Origin of the sequence: Promicromonospora sp. NPDC060271, from assembly GCF_042726755.1 — a bacterium.
Lineage (GTDB): Bacteria > Actinomycetota > Actinomycetes > Actinomycetales > Cellulomonadaceae > Promicromonospora.
The window spans coordinates 24,708-48,135 of record NZ_JBHXBG010000018.1; the positions used below are offsets into that span (position 1 = coordinate 24,708).

The window sequence follows — 23,428 nt, forward strand, 5'->3', positions numbered from 1 at the left end:
TTGGAACAGCCCTATGGCCGACGACGGCGCGGGGCGGAAGTCATCGGTCGGTCGCGGATCACACCGGATGACAGGCAGCGATCAGCACTCTTCGGCCTCGATGCGTCTCCCAGTTCTTGTGTCAGTGGTTTCGGGGTCGTAGTTCACCACGATGTAGCCGCCGCGTGGGACCCCTGGTAGCAGGGCTGCCGCTTTGGCGACGGCCACAGCCGCGGCTTCGTCGCCGACGTCGTAGAGAAGAAAGACCTCTTCCCATGAATCGCCCGCAGGGTCGTCCCCCGTCGGCTCCGACTCGCTGTCATCGAACTCGAACGTTCCGCTCCGGGCGGGGTGTTCTTGGAGCCACTCGACGACCTTCTCGATCCACGGGTATTCGTATCCGTCCGGTCCGACTTCCCCGGTCGAGACCAGTGGAAGGTGCAGCGATACTTCAGGTCGCAGCATCGTCGGAGCCTCTCTTCTGTACACGTCAGCAACTCGGTTCGGCGCCCGCCGACCTGCCGGCAAAAGAATGCCGTCAGGCTCCGGCTCCAGCTCGAGCACGGCCCAGGAGTACCACCGCCGTCCCTTGACCCGTCCCCGCACGACATCCGCGCCCACGCGCCGTGGGGCACCAGCGCGGTCGCCGCGTCGGCGCGGACGGGTCCGGCGCCGGTCGGCACAGCCCGGTTGTTGTTCCACACAAGCAACGAAGCATCCCGGCGGTGACCACCCCACGTCCGGCATCACCGCAGGTCAGAGACGATCTACTGCTCTGGCACTAGGCGACCGTCGCAGCCGCGGCATCCAGTACCGCCCGGAGTTGGACGTGTGGAAAGCCGTCGCGGGCGCCGGAGTCCGGCCCGACCCGCGTGCTGTAGAAGGGTTCGGCGTCGGCGTCGGCGTCGTGCTGAACGGCCCACAGGTTGCCGGCCTCGTCGCGCTGCCACGTGACGCCCACACCGCGGAAGTCGGCGCGTTCGAGCCAGTCGGCGCCGCGCGGCCAGTAGCCCTCCAGGTGCGGAGGGCGCAGGGCGGCGTAGGCCTCGTCCACGGCGGCGACTGCCTGGTCCACGTCGTCGTCGTCGAAGACGGCGGAGAAGCGGCACAACAGGGCCAACGGCGCCCCCGGGGGCAGCTCGGGATTCCTAGCCGCGATCGCGCGGCAGATCAGGTCGAGCTCCGACCAGCGCAGGGCGTACGGGTGCCAGTGCGCCAGGTCGTCCCAGCCGAGCTCGACCGGCTCATCCGTGCCAGGTGTGGTGACGCCCAGGCTGTAGTAGTCGATGGAGGCGTCGATGCTCAGCACGACGTAGTGGCCGGGCCCGACCTCGAAGGCCACGTCGAGCAACGAGTCCTCGTCGTCTTCCTCCTCGCCTTCGTCCTCGTCGTCGAACTCGTCCAGGAGGTCTTTGAGGGCTCCGAGCCGGTCCCCGCCGGGCCCGTCCGCGTAGGCGAAGGTGTAGCGCGCCCAGAACACGGGGTCGGGCAATGACTCGCGCAGGGCCGGTGTGGTCGTCACGGGAGAAAACATAGGGCACATACCGGCATACACCGGTTCAGGCCGCCTGCCGTTGCTCGGATGAGATGACTACCGTTCGGGCGCGAAAGTGCGCGTTGCGCTCAGCGCCACTCCAAGCGAGGTCAGTCCTGGGCGTCGCGCAGGTCGGCGCCGAGCACCGCGAGGTTCTGTCCGATGCTGTCGAGGGCGGCTGCCGCGTCACCGCTCACCGCCTCCTCGGCCTGCTCAAGCTTCGCCGCGGCCTGGTCCACCTGCTGCTCCGCGTCGGCCACGGCCTGCCGGCCCTCCGCGGACGCGTCCTGCTCAGCCTTCTCCAATGCGGCCTGCGCGTCGTCGATCGCCCGGTCGGCCTCGGCCACGGCTGCCTCGGCCTCGGCCCTCGCCTCGGCATCGAGATTCTCGAACGTCGCGTGAGCGTCGTCGATCGACTGCCTCGCCTGGTCCACGACGCCCCGCACCTCGCCCGACACGTCCTTCACCTGGTCGGCGGTGTCATCGATGTCCTGGTCCGAGCACGCGGCGAGCGTGCCACCCAGGCCAAGGATGAGGCCGGTGGCAAGGGCAACGGAAGCCAGACGGCGGGCGGTGGGGACGTGCTGCCGGCTCGCGATGGGGGTGCGGTTCACGCTGTCCTCCTCAGTACGGGTATGACAGCCCGATATGTACGGGTATTGCAGTCCGAACACGGTGACACGGCATGCGTCGATTCGCATCTGAGCTGGCTTGCACGGCTGATTCCTCGGTCCACGACCTCGCGCGCCCGTCGCGAGACCGGCCCGCGCCGGGCAGAGTCGGAGTCCCGGGAAACGTGGGCGCATGCCCGATCCTGAGACGGGCGCCGCCCCATAGGGGCGACGCCCGCGTCCGCGCGGCCCCCTACCTCGGCCGGACGTTGTGGTTGTGCGCGAACAGATTGTGCGGGTCGTACCGCCGCTTGACCGCCGCCAGACGCTCGTACGTGGCCGTCGGGTAGACAGCGGCCACGTCGTCGTCCGTCGCCGTCGTGAGGAAGTTCGCGTAGGCGCCGCTGATGTGCGGGCCGAGCTTCTCCCAGATCGCGTCCAGGCGGGCGCGCGCGGCCTCGACGACGTGCACCGGGCCGCCCACCAGGGTGGCGACCATCAGCTCCGCCTGCCGGTGCGCGTACGCGGTGGCGTCGCCAGGAACCCGGGCGACCGCGCCACCCACGCTGCGGATCGCGATCGACGGCGACCCGGGCGACGTCCCGACCTCGGCCAGGATCTGCAGGACCTCGGCCACCGACTCCCGCTCGACGAAGCCGTCGTGGGCGAGCACCTCGATGCCGGGCGGCGGGGACCCGCCCTCCACGAGGATGTCCGCGTAGGCGTGCGGCGCGACGTCGTCGTCCAGGACGGTGCCGAGCGCCCGGATCGGGGCGAGCGCGCGAGCGGCCGCCTCCGGGTCGTCGCCGTCGAACGCGACGTGGATCTCCACCGGCGCCTCCGGGCCGCCGGCCAGCGGGTTGGCGAGGTTCGCGATCGACGTCACCTCCTCCGGCGCGGTGCGCAGGTACTCCGCCCAGCCCTGGAGCACGTCGACCGCCTCGGCCTGCGGGAACGTGACCTTGCCGAAGACGACCTCCGTGGTCGGGTGCGCCTCGAACTCGAAAGAGGTCACGGCGCCGAAGTTGCCGCCGCCGCCCCGGATCGCCCAGAACAGGTCCGGGTTCTCCTCGGCGCTCGCGGTCACGAGCTCGCCGTCAGCGGTGACTATGTCGGCGGCGACCACGGTGTCGAGCGCCAGGCCGTACCGCCGGACCTTCCACCCGATGCCACCGCTGAGCGTCAGTCCACCGACGCCGACGCTCCTGGTGTCGCCCGCAGAGATCGCCAGACCGTGCGGGGCCAGCGCCTCAGCGACCTGGCCCCAGTGGGCGCCGCCGCCGATCCGCACCAGGTGCCGCTCGTGATCGACGACCTCAACGGTCGCGAGCCGGCTCAGGTCGATCACGACACCGCCGTCGTTGGTGCCGAACCCGGCGAAGCTGTGGCCGCCGCCCCTGACCGACAAGGTGAGGCCGGAGCCGGCTGCGAACCGGACGGCGGCCCGCACGTCGTCGGTGCTCGCCGGGCGCAGCACATAGGCAGGGCTACCCGCGGCCAGCTTCGAGCGGCCGACCGCGTCGTACTCGGCATCGCCCGGTTCGATGATGTCGCCGCCGAAGCCGCGACGGAGGGTCTCGATCGGTGAGGTCATGTTGTTCCTTCCCCAGGGGTGCGGTGCGCGGTGCACCGCCGCAGTAGTGACCCGCCAGGCCCGCGAGATGTGACCGCAGGGGATGTGAGGGCCGCCACAGGGCAGTGCTCCGGAACGCCCGCGATCAGACCGAGCCCAGCACCGCGAGCAGGCGCAGCCGCTCGGCGCTCTCCGTGCCGGGCACCGCCGTGAACACCGTCAGCGCCTGGTACTGGTCGGGGTCCAGCAGCGTCTGCCCGTGCAGTTCGACCAGCCCCACCTCCGGGTGGTTCAGCCGTTTGGGCTCGCAGTAGGGGCCGAGCACCGGGTGCTCGTCCCACAGCCGCGCGAACTCGGGGCTGCGACCGCGGAGACCGGACGCGAGCTCGCCCGCCGGCGACGTCGGCCCCGCCTGCGCGTGGACCGCGGCGAGCCGGGCCGTGAGGGTGCGGCCGTGCCGGTCGTGATCCTCCTCGGGGATCCGGTCCCGGCTGCGCGCGTCGGTGAACCATCGGTAGACGCGGGCCCGCTCCGGACCGGTGTACGAGGTCTCGTCGCCGAGGAGCGCCGCGGCGAGCCGCGTCTGGCGCAGCGTCACCCCCAGGACGTTCTCGACCTGCGCCGGGGCGTCCGCCAGCCCGTCCAGGATCCGCATCAGCCCGGCGTTGATGTGGTCGCTGCGCCGGACGCGGCGCGGTAGGGCGTGCCCCGCGAGCTCGACCAGCCGGTCCCGCTCCTCGAGCGTGAGGTGCAGACCCTGGGCGATGGCCGCGAGCACCTGCTCCGACGGCACCGCCCCGCGGCTCTGCTCGATCCTGCTGTAGTAGTCCGCCGAGACGCCGCTCAGCGCGGCGACCTCCTCGCGCCGCAGGCCGTTCGTGCGCCGGCGCGGCCCGCGCGGCAGCCCCACGTCCTCGGGCTGGAGCGCCTCGCGGCGGGCACGCAGGAACTCAGCGAGCCGCTCGCGATCCATCGACCTCACCTCGATCTCGCTCTGCGAGCTCCGCGTCAGGAAAACGCACGCCCGTCATCTTCTCGGAGACCGCCCACAGCCGGGCGGCCGCCGCCTCGTCGGTGGCGGCCCGGTAGACCCGCTGCCGGGCGGATCCACCGGTGAAGTGGCCGATGCCGTCGGGGCCGTAGAACGTCCCGCCGCCGGCGGCCGGGTCGGTGGCCGCCTGCAGCGCGGGCAGCAGCCCCTGCTCGACCGGCTGCACGAAGATCCCCAGGCCGAGGAGCCGCCGCATCACGGCGTCGATCCGCGGCGGCTTGGTGCTGCCCAGGCCCGGCCCCGCCGTGTACAGGCCCGTGTACGTGGTCCCGGGATGGGCCGCGTTGCTCACGATCCCCCAGCCGTGCGCCCTGCTGCGCCGGTCCAGCTCGAGGGCGAACATCAGCTGGGCCAGCTTCGAGAGGTTGTAGGCACGCACGGGTGAGTAGTCGCGCTCGCTGTTCAGGTCGTCCCAGTCCAGGCGCCCGAACCGTGCGGCAGCGCTCGTCATCGTGGTGACGCGCGCCCGGGAACTGCTCAGGAGCGGCAGCAGGTGCCCGACGAGCGTCATGTGCCCCAGGTGGTTGGTGCCGAGCTGGAGCTCGAACCCGTCCGCCGTCGTGGTGCGGGCCGGCGGCGTCATCACTCCCGCGTTCGCGACGAGCAGGTCGATCGGCCGCCCCTCGGTCAGGAGGCCGTCCGCGAGCGCCGCCACCGACGCGAGCGATGCGAGGTCGGCGGGGCGGGTGGTGACGACGGCGCCGGGTACTGCGGCGCGCAGCCGGTCGGCGGCGGCGCGGCCCTTCGCCGGGTTGCGCACGGGCAGCACGAGCTCGGCTCCGGCGCGGGCGAGGCGTTCGGCGAGGCCGAGCCCGATCCCGTCGCTGGCTCCCGTCACGACGGCGCGCCTGCCGGTCAGGTCCGGCACGACGACGTCGGGCCGCCGGGCGGGGTTCTTCTTGCTCACTGCGGGGTTCCTCTCGCGCGGTTCTGTGTCCGCTCCAGCGTGTGCGCGCCCGGGTTCCGGATCCAGGTCCAGGTTGTCCGCGGCTGGCGCCGGCGGCGGGCTACGGCCGGTCGATCCGCTCGCCGTCGACGTAGACCTCGAGGTCGGCGCTCTGCTCGGGCCAGAAGCAGACCAGCCCCGCGACCGCCAGCCCTTCCCGTAGCGGGGTGTCGTAGCCCCAGACGACGTCGGGCAGCTCGAGCTCGCCGACCCGGAGCGTCCAGTACGCGGCGGTGCCCTTGTAGGCGCAGTAGCTCACCGTGTCGGTCGGCGTCAGCAGGTCCATCCGGACGTCGACCCGCGGCAGGTAATACCGGGGCGGCTGCCCGGACTGGACCAGGACGACGGGCCTGCGCGACTCGGCGACCACCACCCCGCCCGCCACGACCCGGACGTGCCGGCTGGACGGCATCGCGTCGACCCGGACGTACGGGTCGCGGGCGTGGGTGTGGATCACCTCTTCCTCCGCGAGCCACGTGTCGAAGGCCGACCAGGTCAGCGTCGTCATGGTGCGCAGGTGTTCGACGGGCGCCTCCGGGTACCGCCGGGCCGCACCCGGCAGCACCTGGTCGCCCAGCACGACGTCGTACGTCTCGCTCGGGCCGAGGCTCCGGGACCGCCGTCCCGGGCCTGCCTCGCGCAGCTCGGCCTTCATCTCCCCCTGGGCGAAGAAGTACTGCGGGTAGAAGGGGTGCTCCCATACCAGCAGCGGCGGATCGGCGTCGGCGACCAGCACGCCCGAGCTGTAGGCGCGCACCCGGACCGATCCGGGCTCCACCGTCCCCGGCTGGATCACGACTGCCCGCTGCACGATGCCCGCCATCTTGTTCCTCGCCTCTCGCCGCCCGTCCCTCGCCGCGATCGAGCGGCGAGGCGTCCGGTGCCCTTCCCGCAGTTCGACCGACGAGGCCCGTGATGTGTGACCACCGCGGCGCGACCCTTCAGAGCGCGAATCCCCCGGAGACCTGGAGGTCCTGGCCGGTGATCCACCCGGCGTCCGTCGAGACCAGGAACGCGATCACCCTGCCGACGTCCTGCGGCTCGCCGATCCGCCCGAGCGCGGTCCGCGCCGCGATGCCGTCGATGATCTCCGGGAAGCGGTCGAACGCGTCGTCTCCGATCCGCGTGCGCGTGGGGCCAGGGGCGACGGAGTTGACGGTGATGCCGCGACCGGCGAGCTCCTTGGCCAGGTACCGGGTGGCCGTGACGAGGCCGCCCTTCATCCCCGCGTAGCCGGAGTACCCGGCCTCGGTGTCCCCCGGACGCACCGAGCTGCTGGAGACGTTCACGACGGATCCGCCGTCCGCCAGCAGGGGCAGCAGCGCCTGGGTCAGGAAGTAGGGGCCCTTCAGGAGCACGCGGTAGTACTGGTCGAACGCCTCCTCGGTCATCTCGGAGAAGGGCAGCCCGCCACCGAAGCCGGCGTTGTTGACCAGGGCGCGGACCGTCGTCGCACCCCACGCCGCCCAGATCGCCTCCGCCAGCTCCTGCAGGAAGGCCGGGAACTGGTCGCTGTGCGCGAGGTCGAGCCGGAGGGCGAGGGCGTCACCGCCGGCCTCCCGGACGAGCCGCACGGTCTCCGCCGCCTCCTGCGGGCGGGAGTTGTAGGTCGCGACGACGCGCGTCCCGCGACGGGCGATCTCGATCGCGGCGCCCCGCCCGATGCCCGCGCTGGCCCCGGTGACCACGGCCACCGGAATGTCGTTGCCGTTCTGGTCCTGGTTCATCTCTCTCGTCTCCCTGTTGTTCGTCCCTGCGCTGTTCACTCCTGTGTCGTTCACGAGCCGGCCCGCGCGTCCAGCACCCGCCGGAGCCAGCCGGTGCGGGTCCGGCGCGCCGCGATCGAGACCTGCGCCCCGGGCACGAGCGCGTCGAAGCCGTGAAACCCGCCGGCCCACACGTGCAGCTCCGCGTGACCACCGGCCGCCCAGATGCGGCTCGCGTAGCTGACGTCCTCGTCCCGGAACACCTCGGCCGAGCCGACGTCGATGTACGTGGGCGGCAGGCCCGACAGGTCGGCGGCCCGGGCCGGCGACACGTACTGCGACACCTCGGTCCCGGGGCTCGCGCCGAGCACGGACCGCCAGCCGAACGCGTTCATGCCCTGGCTCCACGTCGCGGGGCCCTCGGCGAACTGGTGGCTCGATCCCGAGTCGTTGCGGTGGTCGAGCATGGGGCAGACCAGCACCTGTGCCGCGAGGTCCGGCGTACCGCGATCCCGCGCGAGCAGGGCGACGCCTGCCGCCAGCCCGCCTCCCGCGCTGGTGCCCGCCACGACGAGCCGCGCCGGGTCGACGCCCAGGTCGGCGGCGTGCTCGGCCACCCAGACCAGGCCCAGGTAGCAGTCCTCGACCAGGTCGGTACCGGTCGCCTCCGGCGCCAGCCGGTAGTCCACGGTCACGACCACCGCGCCGAGCTCGTCCAGCCACTCCAGCGGGAGGTCGAGGTTCGAGAACCGGTCCCCCAGCACCATCCCGCCGCCGTGCACCCAGTAGACGCAGGGCGCCGGCTCTCCGCGGTCGAGACCCTGTGGGCGCAGGACGGTGAGCGGGACGGAGGTGCCGTCCGGGGCGGTGACGGTGAGGTCGCGCCGGTCAACCGTCCGTCCCGTCGTGAGCAGGCTCTCGACGACTGGCGCCGGGGTGGCCGCCAGGCCACGCACCTGCGCCAAGGTGTCGGGGCCGAGATCGGCGGCGGGAACGAGGTCGAGCAGCGGACGCAGCTCGGGATCGATCTCGGGACGAAGGATCGTCATGACATGTTCCTCTCAGGAAGGGTTGGGTTCGTCGGCGCACGAGACGCCGCTACCGGCGGCGGGGTGGCTCAGAGCTCGGCCTTGCCGCCGACCAGCACCTGGTCCGTGTACGCGGACTCTCCCGCCAGCAGCGGCTGGAGCTGTGCGACGAGCGCCTGCGCCTCGCCGGTCGCGAAGAACGCGGCATGCGCCTCCTCGCTGGTCCAGCCCTCGACGACGTGCACGACGTCGGCGTTCCCGGCGGAACGGCTGATCAGGAACACGGGGCAGTCCGTGCGGGACAGCGACGGGGCGTTCAGCAGCATCTCGACCAGGGCGTCGCCCTTTCCGGGCAGCGCGGTCAGGGTGGCCTGGAATCCGTGGCGAACGGTCATGTGGGTCTCCTCGGTGCGAGGGCTCCTGGGAGCCCGGTCTCTCGTGCCTCCATCACATCGCGAGGGCCCATCGCCGCGAAACGACGATCGTCCCGACTGCTTGCACGATCCTCCTGCGCACGCGAGCATCGTGAAGGCACCGTGGCATGCTCGTCGCATGGACGGTGTACCCCTCGACGAGCTGCGCGCCCTGATCGCCCGCCATGCCCGGCCCGACACCCACGCGACGGCGCTCGACGACGTCCTGGTCTCGGCGGTCCACCGGTCCGCACCACCCGCACCCTCCATGTCGGGTGTGGTCATGGCACTGATCGCCCAGGGCTCGAAGCGGATCGCGCTCGGCAGCAGCGTGCACGAGTACGGCCCGGGGCAGTACCTGGTCGCGTCCGTCGACCTGCCGGTGACCGGCCTGTTCACCAAGGCCCGGCCCGACGAGCCGGCTCTCGGCTTCGGGCTCGTCCTGCGACCCGCCCTGATCGCGGAGCTCCTCCTGGCGGCAGCGCCCGGCGACCTTCCGCCGGCGAGCGCCGCCGCGCCGCCCGGCATGGTGGTCAGCGACGCCCCCGCAGCCCTCGTCGACGCGGTCGTGCGCCTGCTGCGGCTGCTGGAGAGCCCGCGCGACGCCGCGGTGCTGGCGCCGCTCGTCAAGCGCGAGATCCTCTGGCGTCTGATCACCGGGGAGCAGGGGGCCACCGTGCGCCAGCTCGGCCTGGCCGACAGCGGGCTGGCCCACATCGCCCGGGCCGTCCAGTGGATCCGGGAGCACTACGCGCAGCCGTTCCGTGTCCAGGACGTCGCGGCCCTGTCGGGCATGAGCGCCTCGGCGTTCTACCGGAACTTCCAGGCGGTCACGGCGATGAGCCCCATCCAGTTCCAGAAGCAGATCCGGCTCCAGGAGGCCCGGCTGCTGCTCGCCTCCCGGCCCGGCGACGTGACGGGCGTGGGGCTACGGGTCGGGTACGAGAGCCCGTCGCAGTTCAGCCGCGAGTACCGCCGGCAGTTCGGCCTCCCGCCCAGCCAGGACGCCGTCCTGCTGCGCGACACGACCGCCGGACGCGGTCCGGCGCTCGTGTAGGCCATCGAAGCGGAGGCGAAAACTCCGCTCTTGACACGGTATCGCCCGGCCCACAGACTCCTTTTGCACCTGTGGCGGCAAAAGTCGCATGACCGTCGCCATAAATGACAGAGTCGTCGATCGGAGCACCCATGCAGACCTCCCCCTCGTCCGGCGCGCGCCGCCTCGGCGCGGCCCTGACGGGCGGCGCGCTCCTCGCGGGCGCGCTGGCCGCGGCCCCGGCCGTCGCAGCCCCCTCCGCCGCCCCCGCACCGACCACCACGGCGGTCGAAGCATGTGGAGCGGACGACGGGCTCCCCGACTCCAAGATCTCCATCCAGCTCTTCACCCACGTCGGTGAGCTCGGTTTCGGGACGCCGTCCCCCGAGACGATCGACCGGGTGCTCGGCGAGGTGGCGGGCGCGGGCTTCACCAACATCGAGCCGTTCAGCCAGCCCTACTCGATGCCTGTCGACGAGTACAAGGCGATCCTCGACCGGCACGGCCTCGAGGTGTCCTCGAGCCACGGCAGCACTGACTGGGACACGTGGCCCGAGACGGTCGACTACGCCGTCGCACTGGGCCAGGACTACATCGGGACCGGCGGGATGGCGGGCAGCTACGGCACCTACGAGGAAGCGCTCGCGACCGCGCAGTACGTCAACCGGCTCGGCAAGTACGCGCACGAGAACGGCGCGAACAAGATCGCGCTGCACAACCACCAGAGCGAGTTCACCACGCGGTACCCCCACCCGGAGACGGGTGAGATGGTCAGCGCCTGGCAGGTCATCGAGGAGAACACCGACCCGCGCTACGTCACGTTCCAGCTCGACGTCGGCTGGGCCGCTGACGCCGGCATCGACGTCCCGGCGTGGATCGAGGAGTACGGGGACCGCATCGAGCTACTCCACATCAAGGACGCGGTGAACGTCGACGCGGAGGGCGACCCGAGGCAGGTCGCCCTCGGCAACGGTGACATCGACCTCCCCGCGATCATCGCCGCATCCGAGCCGTACGTGCAGTACTACACCTACGAGTGGGACTACGCGCCGTCGTTCGAGTCCTCCGCCGAGTCCTACCGGTACCTGCGCTGCTACCTGTCCGACGGCGGGGGCGATGCGTGCGAACCGGACGACGGCCCGTCGCTGGCGCTGGGCCGGCCGGTGACGACGTCGAGCACCGACGATCCCGCCCGCACCGGTGAGATGGCGGTGGACGGCAACGCCGGCACCCGGTGGGGCAGCGGGTGGAGCGAGCCGGAGTGGATCGCGGTGGACCTCGGCGCGAGCTACGACCTCAGCCGTGTCGTGATCGACTGGGAGACCGCGTACGCGTCGGGGTACGAGATCCAGACCTCGCCCGACGGCGACACCTGGACCACCGTGCACACCGTCACCGACGGTGACGGCCTCTTCGACGACCTCGACCTGACGGGCACGGGCCGGCACGTGCGCCTCTACGCGACCGAGCGCGCCACGCAGTGGGGCTTCTCCCTCTACGAGCTGGAGATCTACGGCACGCCGAGCGGCCAGGAGCCGACGCCGGAGCCCGAGGCTCGCGGCGCCGGGTACTGGTCGTCGGAGTACCGGCAGGTCAGGAGCCCGGACCACACACCGGACGAGCTGCTGTGCTTCCTCACCTTGGCACGCGCGCAGAGCGACGTGTTCGACGAGGTGGTCGACCTGACCACGCTCGACGACGCCGTGCAGGTGCTGTGGGCGCCGAACCACGACGAGTGGGTCGACGTCATCGACCGGCAGCTGCTCGCCGCGTGGCTCAACGTCGCGGCGGGCTCGGTCTCCCTGGAGGACCCGGTCGCCGGGGGCAGCACGGTCGGCGACCTGCTGCACGCCGTCGAGGCCGCACGCCTCCACGCGGGCACCGCGCGGGCCGACCTCAAGGAGTACAAGAGCGCGCTGGAGGCGGTGAGCGCCCGGCCCTGACCGGCCCCGGAGAAGACGTCGCGCGCTCGATCTAGGGCGTGTCCCGTTCCGCCGCTTCGGCGACGCGCTTGATCGTGGCCAGACGGCGGTCCCAGTCGGCGGCGAGCCGGTCCATCCAGCGGGCGGTCACGTTCAGCGCCGCCGGCACCACGACGTACAGCACCTCGCGTCCGACACGGGTGCCCGAGACGAGCCCGGCGTCGTCGAGGACCACGAGGTGCTTGACCACGGCCTGCCGCGAGATCGGCAGCCGTTCGGCGATCACCGTCGCGGTGGCCTCGCCTTCGGCGGCGAGCAGGTCGAGCACCTGACGCCGCGTCGGGTCGGCCAGGGCGGCGAGGACGCGGTCGACCCCCTCGCCGCCACCGGGCTCCGAACTCATCACTCGGGCGATTGCTCGGCGCGAACCTTGAGCGCCTCGAGCTCTTCAGGCCAGCCGCCGCTGTTGTCCTTCACCGCCCTGTCGCGCACCTCCTCGGTCGCGGCGATCGTCGCGAACCCGCTCTCGACGACGCGCAGGCGGGTCTGGTCGCCCTCCTCCGTGAGCGTGAACTCCACGAGGGTGGAGTTGTCGTCGCGCAGCTCTTCTCCGGGGAAGGCACTGGCCCAGCGGTAGGCGAGGTAGGTCGGCGGCCGGACCTTCTCGACGCGTACCGGGAAGTCACCGTACTCGGGGTTCTTGGCGATCATCGACTCCCCCTCCTTGGCGACCGTGCCGGGCAGGCTCGCCTTGTCGGCCACCCAGAACCCCGGCTGGGCCACAAGGGTCCAGACCCGCTCGAGCGGGGCGGAGATCAGGGTCTCGCGTTCGATTCGGTCGTTGCTCATCGGAACTCCCTTGTTGGCATCGGTCGTTTTGGCGCAACCTCACGGTTGCACGTTTTCCGACCGGGCGCAACCCTGCGGTTGCACAAAAAGGTGCGACGGCGGCGCCCTACCGGTCCAAGGCGGCCCGCACTGACGGCCAGGAGCTCAAGACCTCGCGGACCTCGGCGTTCCGCTCGGCCGCGAGCGCGGACTCGTAGGACCGCTCGAGCACGTCGTCGATCACGACCCTGCGCCCCTGCGCGGCGCTCTGGATCGCCGCCTCGACCATGGCGAGGCTCATGACGTTGGCGTGCACCCGCCCCATGGGCTCGGTGCCGGAGCGGAGGGCGGCGGTGAACTCGCGCAGCGAGCCCGCGATCTCGTGCCCTGGGTCCTCGGCGTCCGCGACGGAGGTCTCGGGGTCGCTGCCGGGTTCCCCGTCGCCGTCCCAGAGCACGGTGCCGCGCTCGGCGGAGATCCGCCAGGCGCCGTTCCACGAGGTCTCGAAGCCTGGGCTGCACCACGAGCCGTTGAAGGTGAAGCGGGCGCCGCCCTCCATGGCGAAGACCGCGGTGGCGGCCGCGTCGCCGGCGTACCAGCTCCACGCCGGGTTGTACTCCTCGCACGAGACCGAGACGGGGTCGGCGTCGAGCAGGAACCGCGCCATGTCGAACTGGTGGATCGCCATGTCCAGCAGCAGAGGGCTGGCCATCTCGTCCCGGAAGCCGCCGAAGTGCGGGGCCTTGAAGAGGTCGACCGCGACGACGCCGACGGCGCCGAGCGCCGCCATCCGTCGCTTCACCTGGAAGAGCGACCGGTGGTAGCGGCGGGACTGGCTGACCATGAAGAGCTGCCCGGTGTGCTCGGCCAACGCCGCGAGCGAGAGCCCTTCGGCCACGCTCGCCGCGACCGGCTTCTCCCCCAGCACCGGGATCCCGGCCAGCAGCGCGGCGGTCGTGACCGGGTGGTGCGCCTCGGGAACGGTGGCGTTCAGGATCGCGTCCGCCCCGGTGCGGCGAGCGAGCTCGACGGCGTCGGCCCCGACCGCGAGACCAGGGAGGCCGGTCTCGGCGGCGGCCGACCCGGCGGCCGCCGAGGACAGGTCGGCGATGCCGACGAGCTCGGTGGCGGGGTCGGCCTGGATCGCACGCGTCCAGGCCCGGCCCATGCCGCCTGCGCCGACCACGACGAGTCGGAGCGGCCCCTCGGTCCCGATGGTCCGGAAGGTCATCGCTCGAACGCCCCTCGGTAGCCCTGACCGTTGAAGAAGTCGTCGGTGTCGTAGCGCAGGAGCGTCGGCGTCTCGCGCTCCCGGTCGGGCCGGGCCCACTCGATGCCGTTGGCGATCACGTGGTTCACGTCCCGGTGGTGGTAGACGGGAAAGTCCTGGTCGCCGGGGCTGAAGTAGAAGATGCGGCCGAAGCCGCGGCGGTAGGTCATGCCGCTGCGGAAGACCTCGCCACCGCTGAAGCCGCTGATGAACACCAGCTCGTCGGGGGTCGGCACGTCAAAGTACTCGCCGTACATCTCCTGCTCGGGAATGATGATCGGGTTGGGGATGCCGCGGGCGATGGGATGCTGCGGGTTGACGGTCCACACCAGCTCGCGGTCACGCTCGCTGCGCCAGCGCAGCGTGCAGGTGGTGCCCATGAGCTTGACGAAGATCTTGGACCAGTGCGCGGAGTGGAGCACCACGAGGCCCATGCCGGCCAGCACATGCCGGTGGACCCGCTCGACCACCTCGTCGGCGACGTCGCCGTGGGCGGCGTGCCCCCACCAGACGAGCACGTCGGTCTCGGCCAGCACATCGGCGGTCAGCCCGTGCTCGGGCTCGTCGAGGGTGGTCGTGGCGATTCGGGCCTTGTCCCCGAGCCACTCGCCGACGCCGTTCGCTATCGCGCCGTGCATGCCATCCGGGTAGCGCTCGGCCACGGCTGGCTCGACCTGCTCGTGCCGGTTCTCGCCCCACACGAGGACCCGGATCGGTGCGTTTGGCATAGCTGCTTCCTCCAGTTTCTGGACCCGGCCCACGGCACCACGTAGGGCGCCTGGGCTGCCCGCCAGACGTGGCGGCGGGGCATGCCAATCGAAGCAGCACGGACAGGCCGGGACCAACGGTATTGCCCGGTCACCGCCCTGTCCTACGCCCTGAGGCTCGCCTCCTACGCTGTGGTGCCGCGAGACCGGTCGGAGGCACGCGGCTCGGAACGAGATCGGTCGCTCACCCGAGCCAGCCCACCGGCGCCCGGAGAAGGCTCGGTAGTCAGCGAGCCAGCCGCTCGACCACCGCACCGTAGAGCCACGGCGCCCGTTCCGCCGCGGGCACCAGGGCTCGCCGGGCAGGGCTCGACGCCCAGGCGAGCAGGCCGGTGGTGAGCGCGCGGTAGTCGCGGGTCGCCGTCCGCCAGGCGCGCTCGTACGCGCCGGCGTCCTGGAGATGCCGGACGGCGGCCTCCGCCTGGGCGAGCCCCACCCGGACGCCCTCGCCGGTCAGGGCGTCGACGTAGCCCGAGGCGTCGCCGACGAGCCGCACGCGTCCCGCCGAACGCCGGCGCGACCGCTGGCGCAGCGGGCCGGCGCCGAGCACCGAACCGGCGGCCGTCGCCGTGGCGAGGTGGGCACCGAGCTCGGGGAACTGTGTGCGCAGCAGCGCGTCGAACCCCGCGCCGCACACCGAACGCGGCCCGAGCAGCGCGACACCGACGGTGTCCGGGCCGACCGGCGTCACGTACGCCTCGGCGTGCGGCGACCAGTGCACCTCGACGAGGTCGGTCCACGGCGGAACCTGGAAGTGCCGGCGGAGGCCGTAACGGCCGGCCGCCGGGCGGCCCGCGCGCCGCCCCGGACCGACGTCGAGCCCCGCCAGCCTGCGGACCGTGGAGTGCAGACCGTCGCACCCGAGCAGCCAGCCGGCGCGCAGCGCCACCGGGGCTCGCCCGGCATCGCCGCCGGTGCCGCCGGGCACCAGCTCGACCTCGACGCCGGTCGCGTCCTGCCGCAGGGCCGTGACCCTGCCGTGCAGGAGCTGTGCGCCGACGTCGGCGGCGCGTTTCGACAGCGCCTCGTGCAGCGCGGTACGCCGGACGCCGCGGCCCTCCCCTGCCGTGAAGCGGTGGTCGGCGTGCCGGCCGGGGGCCCGGTAGCTGATCCCGGCGAGCGGCCGGCCCGGCGGGTCCGCGCCCAGCGCCCGCACCGCATGCAGGGCACCGGGCAGCAGCCCCTCGCCGCAGGCCTTGTCGAGGGTGCCCGTCCGCCGGTCCACGACCAGCACGTCGAGCCCGGCGGCGCGCGCGTGGACCGCCGCCGCCAGCCCTACCGGCCCCGCCCCCACCACGAGGACGTCGGAATCCCTGTCACCCGCCACGTCGCCCGTCACGTCACCGCGCCCCCGCTCACGGCCGACCGGAGCGCCCGCTCCTCGGCCGGGATGCGGAAGCGCGCCAGCAGCACGGCGTTCAGGACGGTGAACACGAGCGCCGTGACCCAGGAGGTGTGCACCAGCGGCAGCGCGAAGCCCTCGACCACGACGGCAACGTAGTTGGGGTGGCGCAGCCACCGGTACGGGCCGCCGGACACGAGCGGCAGCCCCGGGACCACGATGATGCGGGTGTTCCACCGGTGCCCGAGCGTCGTGACGCACCACCACCGCAGCGCCTGGCTCGCCAGCACCAGGACGAGCATCGGCCAGCCGAGCCACGGCAGGAACGGGCGGTCGGCGAGCACCGCCTCGGCGACGCACGCGACCAGCAGCCCGCTGTGCAGCGCCACCATCGCCGGAAAGTGCCCTCGCCCCGACTCGACGCCGCCACGCTCGAACGACCAGCGCGCGTTGCGGGCCGACACGGCCAGCTCGGCGAGGCGCTCGACCGCCGTCGCACCCACCAGGAACACGTAGAGACCCAGCATCAACGCTCCTCCAGCTTCAGCAGCACGAGCTCGCTCGACACACCCGGACCGAAGGCCATGAGCACGGCCGGCGAACCCGGTGGGGCTTCGGTGTGCGCGAGCGTCCTGGCCAGGACGTCGAGCACCGACGCGGAGGAGAGGTTACCCGCGCAGGCGAGGCTCGCCCGGCTCTCCCGGACGGCGCCCTCGGGCAGGCCCAGCGCGTCGCGCACCGCGTCGATCACCCGCGGGCCGCCCGCGTGCACCACCCACGTGGGGATCTCCCCCGGGGTCAGGCCGTGCTCGGCGAGCAGCCCCTTGACGTCGGCGAGCAGGTGCGCGCGCAGCAGGTCGGGCAGACCCGCCGAGAGCACTATCGCGAACCCGGTGTCGCGCACCTCCCAGCCGAGCGCCTCCGTGGTGCCCGGGTACAGCCGCGAGCGCGTGTCGACCACCGTCGCCCTCCTGCGCCCCGCCCGGGCTGCCAGGTCCGCCGGATCCCTCGCGCCGGCGCCCGCGCCCGCCGTCGGCCCGGCGAGCGGGTGCCCCGCACCGACGACGACAGCGGCCGCCGCGCCGTCGCCGAACAGGCCCGAGGCCACCATGTTGGCGGTGGAGCCGTCGCCGTGCTGGAGGGTCAGGGAGCACAGCTCAACGGACACCAGCAGGGACACGTCGCCCGGCCGGCCCAGCAGGTGGTCGTGCACGCGCGCCAGCCCGCCGGCGCCCCCCGCGCACCCGAGGCCGAACGAGGGCGTGCGCCGCACATCGCTGCGCAGACCGATCCGCTCCGAGAGCAGCACGTCCAGCGACGGCGCGGCGACCCCGGTGACGGACGTGGCGAAGACGTGGTCGACGTCCTCCGGCCGGAGCCCCGCTGCGGCCAGCACCTGACGGCACGCACGCTCGGCCAGCAGGGCACCCTCCCGGATGAAGACGGCGTTGGTGGCGCCAAGGGAGTGCAGTCCCGCGTACTCCTCCAGCGGCAGCGCGAGGTGCCGGTGGTCCACGCCGGCGCTCGCGTGCAGGCGGCGCAGCACGGCGGTCCGTGCCGGGTCGGGCGCCACCAGCGGCCCGACGACGTCGGTGATCTCCTCCTGGGTGTACACGTGCTCGGGCAGGACCGGCTCGACCGCGACGACACAGGACATCTCAGCATCGTCACGCAGGACCCGGTCACCCGCGCGGCGAGCACCCGGCACGGCGGATAGCGTGCCGCACATGACGTCCAGGACGAGCGCCCGCCGTCTCATACGCGGCCTCGCGCTCGCGAGCCACGCCGCACCGGCCGCCGTCGTGACCGGGCTGGCCGCCGCGCTCGCCGCGGCCCTCGGCTCCGGTCCGCTCACCCTCGCGCTGGTCACGGTCGCGGTGGGCACCGGCCAGCTCTCCGTCGGCTGGTCCAACGACTGGATCGACGCCGAGCGCGACACCGCCGTCGGACGCGCCGACAAGCCGGTGGTGGCCGGGCTCGTCACCGCCCGCATCCTGCGCGGCGCGGCGTTCGCGGCGCTCGCCGTGTGCGTCGTCGCGTCGCTCGCGCTGGGTGTCGTTCCCGGGACCGCGCACCTGGTGGCGGTGGGCGGCGCGTGGGCGTACAACGCCCGGCTCAAGGCGACCGCGTGGTCCTGGCTGCCGTACGCGCTGTCCTTCGGGCTGCTCGCGGTCTTCGTGGTGCTCGCGGCGCCCGGCCCGCGCGTCCCGGCGGTCTGGGCGGTCGCGGCGGCGGCGCTGCTCGGGACCGGTGCGCACGTCGCGAACACCCTGCCCGACCTGGAGGACGACGCCGCGACGGGCGTGCGGGGCCTGCCGCACCGGCTCGGCCGCCGCGCGTCCGGGGTGCTGGCCCCCTGTCTGCTGGTCGTCGCCGTCGCCGTGGTGGTCACGGGCCCTGCCGGGGCACCGGGTCCGGCCGCCTGGGTCGGCGGCGCGGTTGCGGTGGGTCTCGCGCTGGCCGCCGGCGTCATGGCTCTCGTCCGGCCGCGCAGCCGCACGCCGTTCGGCCTCAGCATGTGCGTCGCGGTGGTGTGCGTGGTGCTCCTGGCTCTCGCCGCGGCCGAGACCGCGGTGCTCCCGTGACCGCACGGGCGCGCTGGCGACCGGGACCGATCCTGGGCACGCTGGAGCGGAGCTGGCGAGAGCACCCCATGAAGCACTGGAGGAGCCCATGCGGGACGTCGTGGTGGCCGGGCCGATGACGGAGCAGGTGCCCGAGCAGTGGTGAGAACGGTCGACGCGGTGGTCGTCGGTGCGGGCCCCAACGGCCTGGTGGCCGCGAACGCCCTGGTCGACGCGGGCTGGGACGTCCTGGTGCTCGAGGCGCAGGACGCCGTCGGCGGCGCGGTGCGCACCGCCGAGGTGGCCGCACCGGGCTTCCGCACCGACCTGTTCAGTGCGTTCTACCCGCTCGCGGCCGGCTCGCCGGTGATCCGCGGCCTGCACCTGGAGGAGCACGGGCTCGCGTGGTCGCGTGCGCCGTCGGTCCTCGCCCACGTGCTCGACGACGGCGGGGCCGCCGTGCTGCACGCCGATCCCGAGGACACCGCGGCGGGCCTCGACGAGCTCGCGCCGGGTGACGGGGACGCGTGGCTCCGGATGTTCGAGGGGTGGCGGCGCGTGCGCGACCCGCTGCTCGACGCGCTCTTCAGCCCGCTGCCCGCCGCCGGGCCGGCGCTGCGGCTGCTGGGCCGGCTGGGCGTCGGCGGGGCGCTCGACCTCGGCCGGCTTGCCGTCCTGCCGGTGCGCCGGCTCGCGGACGAGACGTTCCGCGGCGAGGGCGGCGGGCTCCTACTGACGGGCAACGCCATGCACTCCGACGTCCCGCCGGACGCGGCGGGCAGCGGGCTCTTCGGCTGGCTGCTGGCGATGCTCGGGCAGGACGTCGGTTTCCCCGTGCCCGTTGGTGGTGCGGGCTCGCTCGCCGACGCGCTCGCCGCCCGGGTCCGCGCGGGCGGCGGTGAGATCGTCACCGGTGCGCGCGTCGACCGGGTGCTGGTCGGGCGGGGCCGCGCCGTCGGCGTCCGGACGGCGGACGGCGGGCTCGTCCGCGCCCGGCGGGCGGTCCTCGCCGACGTCACCGCCCCCGCCCTGTACCGGGACCTGGTCGGCACCGAGCACCTGCCGCCCCGGCTGCTGCGCGACCTGGACCGCTTCCAGTGGGACCACCCGACGTTCAAGGTCAACTGGGCGCTCGACCGGCCGTTCGCCTGGGCCGCCGAGGGGGCGCACGGCGCCGGGACGGTGCACCTCGGCGTGGACCGGCGAGGGTTCGTCGACGTCGCCGCCTCGCTGTCGAAGGGCGAGATACCCGAGCGGCCGTTCCTCGTCCTCGGCCAGATGACGACGTCGGACCCGACTCGCTCCCCACGCGGCACCGAGTCGGCGTGGGCCTACTCGCACGTGCCTCATGGCGTCGACTGGACCCCGGGCGCCGTCGCCGACCAGGTGGACCGCATGGAGGACGCCCTCGACCGCGTGGCGCCCGGCTTCCGGGGCGCCGTGGCCGGCAGGTTCGTCCAGGGCCCGGCGGACCTCGAGGCGGCGGACGCGAACCTCGTCGGGGGTGCGGTCAACGGCGGGACGTCGGCCGTGCACCAGGAGCTGGTCTTCCGGCCCACGTCGGGGCTCGGCAGGCCCGAGACGCCGGTCGAGGGGCTGTACCTCGCGAGCGCGTCGGCCCATCCGGGCGGCGGCGTGCACGGGGCGTGCGGGTGGAACGCGGCGCGCGTCGCGCTGGCCGCGGCGAGCCCGTTGGGCGCACTGCCCCGGGCGCTCGTCCGCAGCGCGTGGGGACGGCTGCTGCGGAACGCGTGAGCGGACGGCGCGGCGCTCGCTGCGATGTGCGCTGCGGCGCGCGCCACCAGCCCGGTCAGCGCTGGAGCTGCTCGGGCGCCTGGCGCTCCGCGATGAGCGCGAGCCGCCGCAGCGTCTCGACGTTGCGCGGGCGGATCACCGCGCTGCGCACCGGACGGGGCACCAGCGTGCCCGGCCCCTTGTCGGCGTCCTCCGTGATCCGGATCAGGCAGCCGACGGCCACGGGCGCCACCTCGATCAGCACGCGCGCCTCGCCCGCCGGCCAGCCCCTGGCCTGCAGCTCGATCGACCGCTCCGGGTCGAAGGCGCGGACCACCGTCTCGTCGTCGAGCAGAGCCGGCCACAGGCCGACGGAGTGCAGGATGCGTGTGCCCGGCTCCGGCCACGCCGGGTCGACCGCCCGGATGCGCGCCGTCCCGACCACCCACGTCGAGTAGGACCAGCCGTCGGCGAGCACGCGCAGCACCGCGTCGGGAGTGCATCGTGCGGCCCGCGTGACGGTCACCATGATCTGACCTTAACCAGGTCGCGGGCACTGGCAACCCGCCCGGTCCGCGGCGCCGGGGACCGGGCGGGTGCGGGTGGTGCGCATCCTGCCTATCGTCGACGGACGGCTTCGAGACGAGGAGCGAACCCGAGAGGGAGAGCGCCCATGACCGAGGACAAGGACAGGCACGGCAGCCGCCCGGCGGCGATCCCGGCGGCGGCGCCCGAGGTCGCGCTCGTCACCGGCGGGTCGAGCGGTATCGGCTTCGCGATGGCCCGAGAGCTCCTGCAGCGCGGCCACGAGGTGCTCGTGGTCGCCGAACGCGGCGTCGACGACGCGGTACGGGGGCTCGCCGGGCACACCGAGGCCCGCGTGACCGGCCTGGAGGTCGACCTCGCCCTGCCCGCAGGTGTCGAGGAGACCGCCGCCCGAGCACGCGACCTCGGGGTGCGGACGTTCGTGCTCAACGCGGGCGTCGGCGTCCACGGACCGTTCGAGCACACGCCCCTGCAGGACGAGCTGCGGCTCGTCGACCTCAACGTCCGCTCGCTGGTGCACCTGACGCACCTGATCGTCCCCGACCTGGTCGCGGCGGGCGCGGGCCGGATCCTCGTCACGTCGTCGATCGCCGCGACGATGCCCGCCCCCCTGTTCGGCACGTACGCCGCGTCGAAGGCGTTCGCCCGCTCGTTCGCCTGGTCGCTGCGCCACGAGCTCGCCGGCACCGGCGTCACCGTGACGTCGGTGCTGCCCTCGGCGACCCGGACGCCGTTCTTCCGGGCGGCCGAGATGGAGCGCACGCACATCGGGCGGGCCCCCAAGGCCAGCCCGGCCATGGTGGCCCGCCGGGCGGTCGACGCCCTCCAGGAGGGCCGGGCCGAGGTCGCCACCGGCCTGCAGGCCAAGGCGATGGTGGCCATCGCCGCGCTGCTCCCCCAGCCCGCGCGGTCGAGGTTCCACGGCTGGTTCTACGCACCGGGCGCGCACCCAGGTTCGACACGTCCGACCTGATGCTGTAGACCCTGCTCCATGAACGTCGTACCGGTCATCCCCGGCTATCACCCCGACCCCTCGGTATGCCGGGTGGGCGACGACTACTACCTGGCGAACTCGTCGTTCGAGTACGCGCCAGGGGTCCCGCTGTGGCACAGCCGCGACCTGCTGAGCTGGACCCTCATCGGGAACGTCCTCGACCGCCCGGAGCAGTTCCTGCCCGGGCGCGCCGGCTCCAGCCAGGGGGTGTTCGCCCCGACCCTGCGCCATCACGACGGCCGGTTCTGGCTGATCACCACCGACGTCACCGGCCCCTCCGGGCAGCTCGTCGTCTCCGCCGAGGACCCGGCGGGCCCGTGGAGCGCCCCGATCTACCTCGAAGGCCTGCACGGCATCGACCCGGACCTCGCCTGGGACGACGACGGCACATGCTTCGTGACCTACTGCTCCTCCGGCCCGGACGGGGTGAGGATCGCCCAGGTGCGCGTCGACCTCGAGAAGGGGATCGCCCTGGAGGAGCCCCGGTGGCTGTGGAGCGGGACCGGCCTCGCGCACCCCGAGGCACCGCACCTGTACCGGCGCGGCGCCTACTGGTACCTGCTCATTGCCGAGGGCGGGACGGAGCGCGGCCACAGCGTCTCGGTCGCGCGCGCGACCCGGCCGGAAGGCCCCTACACCGGCGCACCGGCGAACCCGGTGCTCAGCCACCGCAGCACCACCCACCCCGTCCAGAACACGGGCCACGCCGACCTGGTCGAGAACGCGGACGGGAGCTGGTCGGTCGTGTACCTGGCCGTGCGCCCGCGCGGCTACACGCCGATGTACCACGTCAACGGCCGCGAGACCTTCCTCGCGGGCATCGACTGGGTGGACGACTGGCCGGTGGTCGACGAGGACCGCTACGACGTGCCCGTGCGGGACACGTCGTACACGGACACGTTCGACGGCTCCGCGCTGCACCCGCGCTGGGTCTCCCCCGGCGCCGGCCTGGCCGAGATAGCGGCACCGGGACCCGACGGCGGGCTGCGGCTGCGCCCCGGCACCGGTCAGCGGGCCGACGCCGGCGCCCTGACCGCGCGCGCCCTCGATCCCGCGTGGCGGTTCGAGGCCGACCTCAACCTGGCGCGCGGCTCGGGCGCGCTCCTGCTGCGCCTCGACGACACCCACTGGTGCGAGCTGCGCGCCGACGCCGCCGAGGTGCACGCCGTCGTCCGCATCGGTCCGCTGGAGACCCGGCACGGCGCCACCGTCCCGCTGACCGGGCCCTCGGTCACCCTCCGGGCCGAGTCGGTCGCCCCGACGAGCAACGGGCCGGACGACGTGCGCCTCACGGCCGTCGTCGACGGGACGGAGCACGAGCTGACGCGCTTCGACGGCCGGTACCTCTCGACCGAGGTGGCGGGCGGGTTCACGGGGCGCGTCGTCGGGCTCCGGGCGCTCGACGGCGTCGTCGACGTCACCGGCGTGCGCTACACCCCGCTCACCGCGGACGAGGCGGGCTGAACCGGCCGACCGGCTGACCGCTCAGGCGGGGCGCCCGGGCCCCCCCCGCGGGGCGCCCCCCCCCCGACGGCGCGGGCCCCGAGGGGGACCCCCCACCCCCGCCCCCGGGCCCCCCGGGCC

At 73.4% G+C, this 23,428-nt stretch carries 24 protein-coding genes; 6 read left to right on the top strand and 18 right to left on the bottom strand.

What is annotated here, in order from left to right; translation table 11 throughout:
• Positions 1 to 81: 81 nt before the first annotated feature.
• From ACFWE2_RS04940 to ACFWE2_RS04985, 10 genes are all read right to left on the bottom strand, one after another.
• The gene (locus tag ACFWE2_RS04940; RefSeq protein WP_377223098.1) at positions 82 to 543 is read right to left on the bottom strand and encodes a hypothetical protein; all 462 of its coding nucleotides are present in this window, start codon (positions 541 to 543) and stop codon (positions 82 to 84) included.
• Between the two features lie 217 nt (positions 544 to 760).
• Positions 761 to 1,501 (bottom strand): hypothetical protein, encoded by a 741-nt coding sequence (locus ACFWE2_RS04945; protein WP_377223099.1) that lies wholly within the window; start codon positions 1,499 to 1,501, stop codon positions 761 to 763.
• Between the two features lie 122 nt (positions 1,502 to 1,623).
• Positions 1,624 to 2,127 carry a hypothetical protein gene (locus ACFWE2_RS04950; protein WP_377223100.1) on the bottom strand — a complete coding sequence of 168 codons (504 nt, stop codon included), beginning with the start codon at positions 2,125 to 2,127 and terminating at the stop codon, positions 1,624 to 1,626.
• A gap of 250 nt (positions 2,128 to 2,377) precedes the next feature.
• Entirely contained in the window at positions 2,378 to 3,718 is a 1,341-nt protein-coding gene (locus ACFWE2_RS04955) for an FAD-binding oxidoreductase (protein WP_377223101.1), read from the bottom strand.
• Between the two features lie 124 nt (positions 3,719 to 3,842).
• Positions 3,843 to 4,670: a helix-turn-helix transcriptional regulator gene (locus ACFWE2_RS04960; RefSeq protein ID WP_377223102.1), complete on the bottom strand. Its 828-nt coding sequence runs from the start codon at positions 4,668 to 4,670 to the stop codon at positions 3,843 to 3,845.
• Positions 4,648 to 5,655 (bottom strand): SDR family oxidoreductase, encoded by a 1,008-nt coding sequence (locus ACFWE2_RS04965; RefSeq protein WP_377223103.1) that lies wholly within the window; start codon positions 5,653 to 5,655, stop codon positions 4,648 to 4,650. The genes ACFWE2_RS04960 and ACFWE2_RS04965 overlap by 23 nt, the downstream gene beginning before the upstream one ends.
• A 100-nt stretch (positions 5,656 to 5,755) precedes the next feature.
• Positions 5,756 to 6,517 carry a DUF427 domain-containing protein gene (locus tag ACFWE2_RS04970; RefSeq protein ID WP_377223104.1) on the bottom strand — a complete coding sequence of 254 codons (762 nt, stop codon included), beginning with the start codon at positions 6,515 to 6,517 and terminating at the stop codon, positions 5,756 to 5,758.
• A 118-nt stretch (positions 6,518 to 6,635) separates the two neighbouring features.
• A complete protein-coding gene (locus tag ACFWE2_RS04975; protein WP_377223105.1) occupies positions 6,636 to 7,421 on the bottom strand; it encodes an SDR family NAD(P)-dependent oxidoreductase in 786 nt (261 codons plus the stop codon).
• Positions 7,422 to 7,471: 50 nt separating this feature from the next.
• Positions 7,472 to 8,449, bottom strand: a complete 978-nt coding sequence (locus ACFWE2_RS04980; protein WP_377223106.1) for an alpha/beta hydrolase — start codon at positions 8,447 to 8,449, stop codon at positions 7,472 to 7,474.
• 68 nt (positions 8,450 to 8,517) lie between these two features.
• Entirely contained in the window at positions 8,518 to 8,823 is a 306-nt protein-coding gene (locus tag ACFWE2_RS04985) for a putative quinol monooxygenase (RefSeq protein WP_377223107.1), read from the bottom strand.
• Positions 8,824 to 8,980: 157 nt separating this feature from the next.
• Here ACFWE2_RS04985 and ACFWE2_RS04990 point away from each other — a divergent pair, with 157 nt between their 5' ends.
• Complete coding sequence (locus ACFWE2_RS04990) at positions 8,981 to 9,898, top strand: AraC family transcriptional regulator N-terminal domain-containing protein (RefSeq protein ID WP_377223108.1); 918 nt, start codon at positions 8,981 to 8,983, stop codon at positions 9,896 to 9,898.
• Between the two features lie 131 nt (positions 9,899 to 10,029).
• Positions 10,030 to 11,820, top strand: coding sequence for a discoidin domain-containing protein (locus tag ACFWE2_RS04995; protein ID WP_377223109.1), 1,791 nt, complete (start codon positions 10,030 to 10,032; stop codon positions 11,818 to 11,820).
• Positions 11,821 to 11,851: 31 nt separating this feature from the next.
• Here the strand turns inward: ACFWE2_RS04995 and ACFWE2_RS05000 are convergent, their stop codons facing one another.
• The 7 genes from ACFWE2_RS05000 to ACFWE2_RS05030 all read right to left on the bottom strand — a co-directional run bounded on the left by ACFWE2_RS05000 (position 11,852) and on the right by ACFWE2_RS05030 (position 17,663).
• On the bottom strand, positions 11,852 to 12,202 hold the full coding sequence (locus ACFWE2_RS05000) for an ArsR/SmtB family transcription factor (protein WP_377223110.1): 351 nt from the start codon (positions 12,200 to 12,202) through the stop codon (positions 11,852 to 11,854).
• Positions 12,202 to 12,648, bottom strand: a complete 447-nt coding sequence (locus ACFWE2_RS05005) for an SRPBCC domain-containing protein (protein ID WP_377223111.1) — start codon at positions 12,646 to 12,648, stop codon at positions 12,202 to 12,204. Before ACFWE2_RS05005 ends, ACFWE2_RS05000 begins: the two co-directional genes overlap by 1 nt.
• 106 nt (positions 12,649 to 12,754) lie before the next feature.
• Positions 12,755 to 13,858: a Gfo/Idh/MocA family protein gene (locus ACFWE2_RS05010; protein ID WP_377223112.1), complete on the bottom strand. Its 1,104-nt coding sequence runs from the start codon at positions 13,856 to 13,858 to the stop codon at positions 12,755 to 12,757.
• Positions 13,855 to 14,625, bottom strand: coding sequence for a ThuA domain-containing protein (locus ACFWE2_RS05015; RefSeq protein ID WP_377223113.1), 771 nt, complete (start codon positions 14,623 to 14,625; stop codon positions 13,855 to 13,857). The genes ACFWE2_RS05010 and ACFWE2_RS05015 overlap by 4 nt, the downstream gene beginning before the upstream one ends.
• A 265-nt stretch (positions 14,626 to 14,890) precedes the next feature.
• The gene (locus ACFWE2_RS05020; RefSeq protein WP_377223114.1) at positions 14,891 to 16,003 is read right to left on the bottom strand and encodes an NAD(P)/FAD-dependent oxidoreductase; all 1,113 of its coding nucleotides are present in this window, start codon (positions 16,001 to 16,003) and stop codon (positions 14,891 to 14,893) included.
• Positions 16,000 to 16,533: an isoprenylcysteine carboxyl methyltransferase family protein gene (locus ACFWE2_RS05025; RefSeq protein ID WP_377223115.1), complete on the bottom strand. Its 534-nt coding sequence runs from the start codon at positions 16,531 to 16,533 to the stop codon at positions 16,000 to 16,002. Before ACFWE2_RS05025 ends, ACFWE2_RS05020 begins: the two co-directional genes overlap by 4 nt.
• The gene (locus ACFWE2_RS05030; protein ID WP_377223116.1) at positions 16,533 to 17,663 is read right to left on the bottom strand and encodes a type III polyketide synthase; all 1,131 of its coding nucleotides are present in this window, start codon (positions 17,661 to 17,663) and stop codon (positions 16,533 to 16,535) included. The genes ACFWE2_RS05025 and ACFWE2_RS05030 overlap by 1 nt, the downstream gene beginning before the upstream one ends.
• Before the next feature lie 70 nt (positions 17,664 to 17,733).
• Between ACFWE2_RS05030 and ACFWE2_RS05035 the strand changes: the two genes are divergently transcribed.
• Positions 17,734 to 18,591 (top strand): UbiA family prenyltransferase, encoded by an 858-nt coding sequence (locus ACFWE2_RS05035; RefSeq protein ID WP_377223117.1) that lies wholly within the window; start codon positions 17,734 to 17,736, stop codon positions 18,589 to 18,591.
• Positions 18,592 to 18,732: 141 nt separating this feature from the next.
• A complete protein-coding gene (locus ACFWE2_RS05040) occupies positions 18,733 to 20,325 on the top strand; it encodes a phytoene desaturase family protein (protein ID WP_377223118.1) in 1,593 nt (530 codons plus the stop codon).
• Between the two features lie 55 nt (positions 20,326 to 20,380).
• Here the strand turns inward: ACFWE2_RS05040 and ACFWE2_RS05045 are convergent, their stop codons facing one another.
• Positions 20,381 to 20,833, bottom strand: a complete 453-nt coding sequence (locus tag ACFWE2_RS05045) for an SRPBCC family protein (RefSeq protein WP_377223119.1) — start codon at positions 20,831 to 20,833, stop codon at positions 20,381 to 20,383.
• A gap of 144 nt (positions 20,834 to 20,977) precedes the next feature.
• Between ACFWE2_RS05045 and ACFWE2_RS05050 the strand changes: the two genes are divergently transcribed.
• Together ACFWE2_RS05050 and ACFWE2_RS05055 are read left to right on the top strand one after the other, a co-directional pair.
• Complete coding sequence (locus ACFWE2_RS05050) at positions 20,978 to 21,823, top strand: SDR family NAD(P)-dependent oxidoreductase (RefSeq protein ID WP_377223120.1); 846 nt, start codon at positions 20,978 to 20,980, stop codon at positions 21,821 to 21,823.
• Between the two features lie 18 nt (positions 21,824 to 21,841).
• Complete coding sequence (locus ACFWE2_RS05055) at positions 21,842 to 23,308, top strand: family 43 glycosylhydrolase (protein WP_377223121.1); 1,467 nt, start codon at positions 21,842 to 21,844, stop codon at positions 23,306 to 23,308.
• Positions 23,309 to 23,428: the final 120 nt, after the last annotated feature.

Bases quoted from the DNA above. Each gene is read 5' to 3' on its own strand.
- ACFWE2_RS04955 (WP_377223101.1), bottom strand. From the start codon at position 3,718: ATGACCTCACCGATCGAGACCCTCCGTCGCGGCTTCGGCGGCGACATC.
- ACFWE2_RS04960 (WP_377223102.1), bottom strand. From the start codon at position 4,670: ATGGATCGCGAGCGGCTCGCTGAGTTCCTGCGTGCCCGCCGCGAGGCG.
- ACFWE2_RS04970 (WP_377223104.1), bottom strand. From the start codon at position 6,517: ATGGCGGGCATCGTGCAGCGGGCAGTCGTGATCCAGCCGGGGACGGTG.
- ACFWE2_RS04975 (WP_377223105.1), bottom strand. From the start codon at position 7,421: ATGAACCAGGACCAGAACGGCAACGACATTCCGGTGGCCGTGGTCACC.
- ACFWE2_RS04980 (WP_377223106.1), bottom strand. From the start codon at position 8,449: ATGACGATCCTTCGTCCCGAGATCGATCCCGAGCTGCGTCCGCTGCTC.
- ACFWE2_RS04985 (WP_377223107.1), bottom strand. From the start codon at position 8,823: ATGACCGTTCGCCACGGATTCCAGGCCACCCTGACCGCGCTGCCCGGA.
- ACFWE2_RS04990 (WP_377223108.1), top strand. From the start codon at position 8,981: ATGGACGGTGTACCCCTCGACGAGCTGCGCGCCCTGATCGCCCGCCAT.
- ACFWE2_RS04995 (WP_377223109.1), top strand. From the start codon at position 10,030: ATGCAGACCTCCCCCTCGTCCGGCGCGCGCCGCCTCGGCGCGGCCCTG.
- ACFWE2_RS05000 (WP_377223110.1), bottom strand. From the start codon at position 12,202: ATGAGTTCGGAGCCCGGTGGCGGCGAGGGGGTCGACCGCGTCCTCGCC.
- ACFWE2_RS05005 (WP_377223111.1), bottom strand. From the start codon at position 12,648: ATGAGCAACGACCGAATCGAACGCGAGACCCTGATCTCCGCCCCGCTC.
- ACFWE2_RS05010 (WP_377223112.1), bottom strand. From the start codon at position 13,858: ATGACCTTCCGGACCATCGGGACCGAGGGGCCGCTCCGACTCGTCGTG.
- ACFWE2_RS05015 (WP_377223113.1), bottom strand. From the start codon at position 14,625: ATGCCAAACGCACCGATCCGGGTCCTCGTGTGGGGCGAGAACCGGCAC.
- ACFWE2_RS05025 (WP_377223115.1), bottom strand. From the start codon at position 16,533: ATGCTGGGTCTCTACGTGTTCCTGGTGGGTGCGACGGCGGTCGAGCGC.
- ACFWE2_RS05030 (WP_377223116.1), bottom strand. From the start codon at position 17,663: ATGTCCTGTGTCGTCGCGGTCGAGCCGGTCCTGCCCGAGCACGTGTAC.
- ACFWE2_RS05035 (WP_377223117.1), top strand. From the start codon at position 17,734: ATGACGTCCAGGACGAGCGCCCGCCGTCTCATACGCGGCCTCGCGCTC.
- ACFWE2_RS05045 (WP_377223119.1), bottom strand. From the start codon at position 20,833: ATGGTGACCGTCACGCGGGCCGCACGATGCACTCCCGACGCGGTGCTG.
- ACFWE2_RS05050 (WP_377223120.1), top strand. From the start codon at position 20,978: ATGACCGAGGACAAGGACAGGCACGGCAGCCGCCCGGCGGCGATCCCG.
- ACFWE2_RS05055 (WP_377223121.1), top strand. From the start codon at position 21,842: ATGAACGTCGTACCGGTCATCCCCGGCTATCACCCCGACCCCTCGGTA.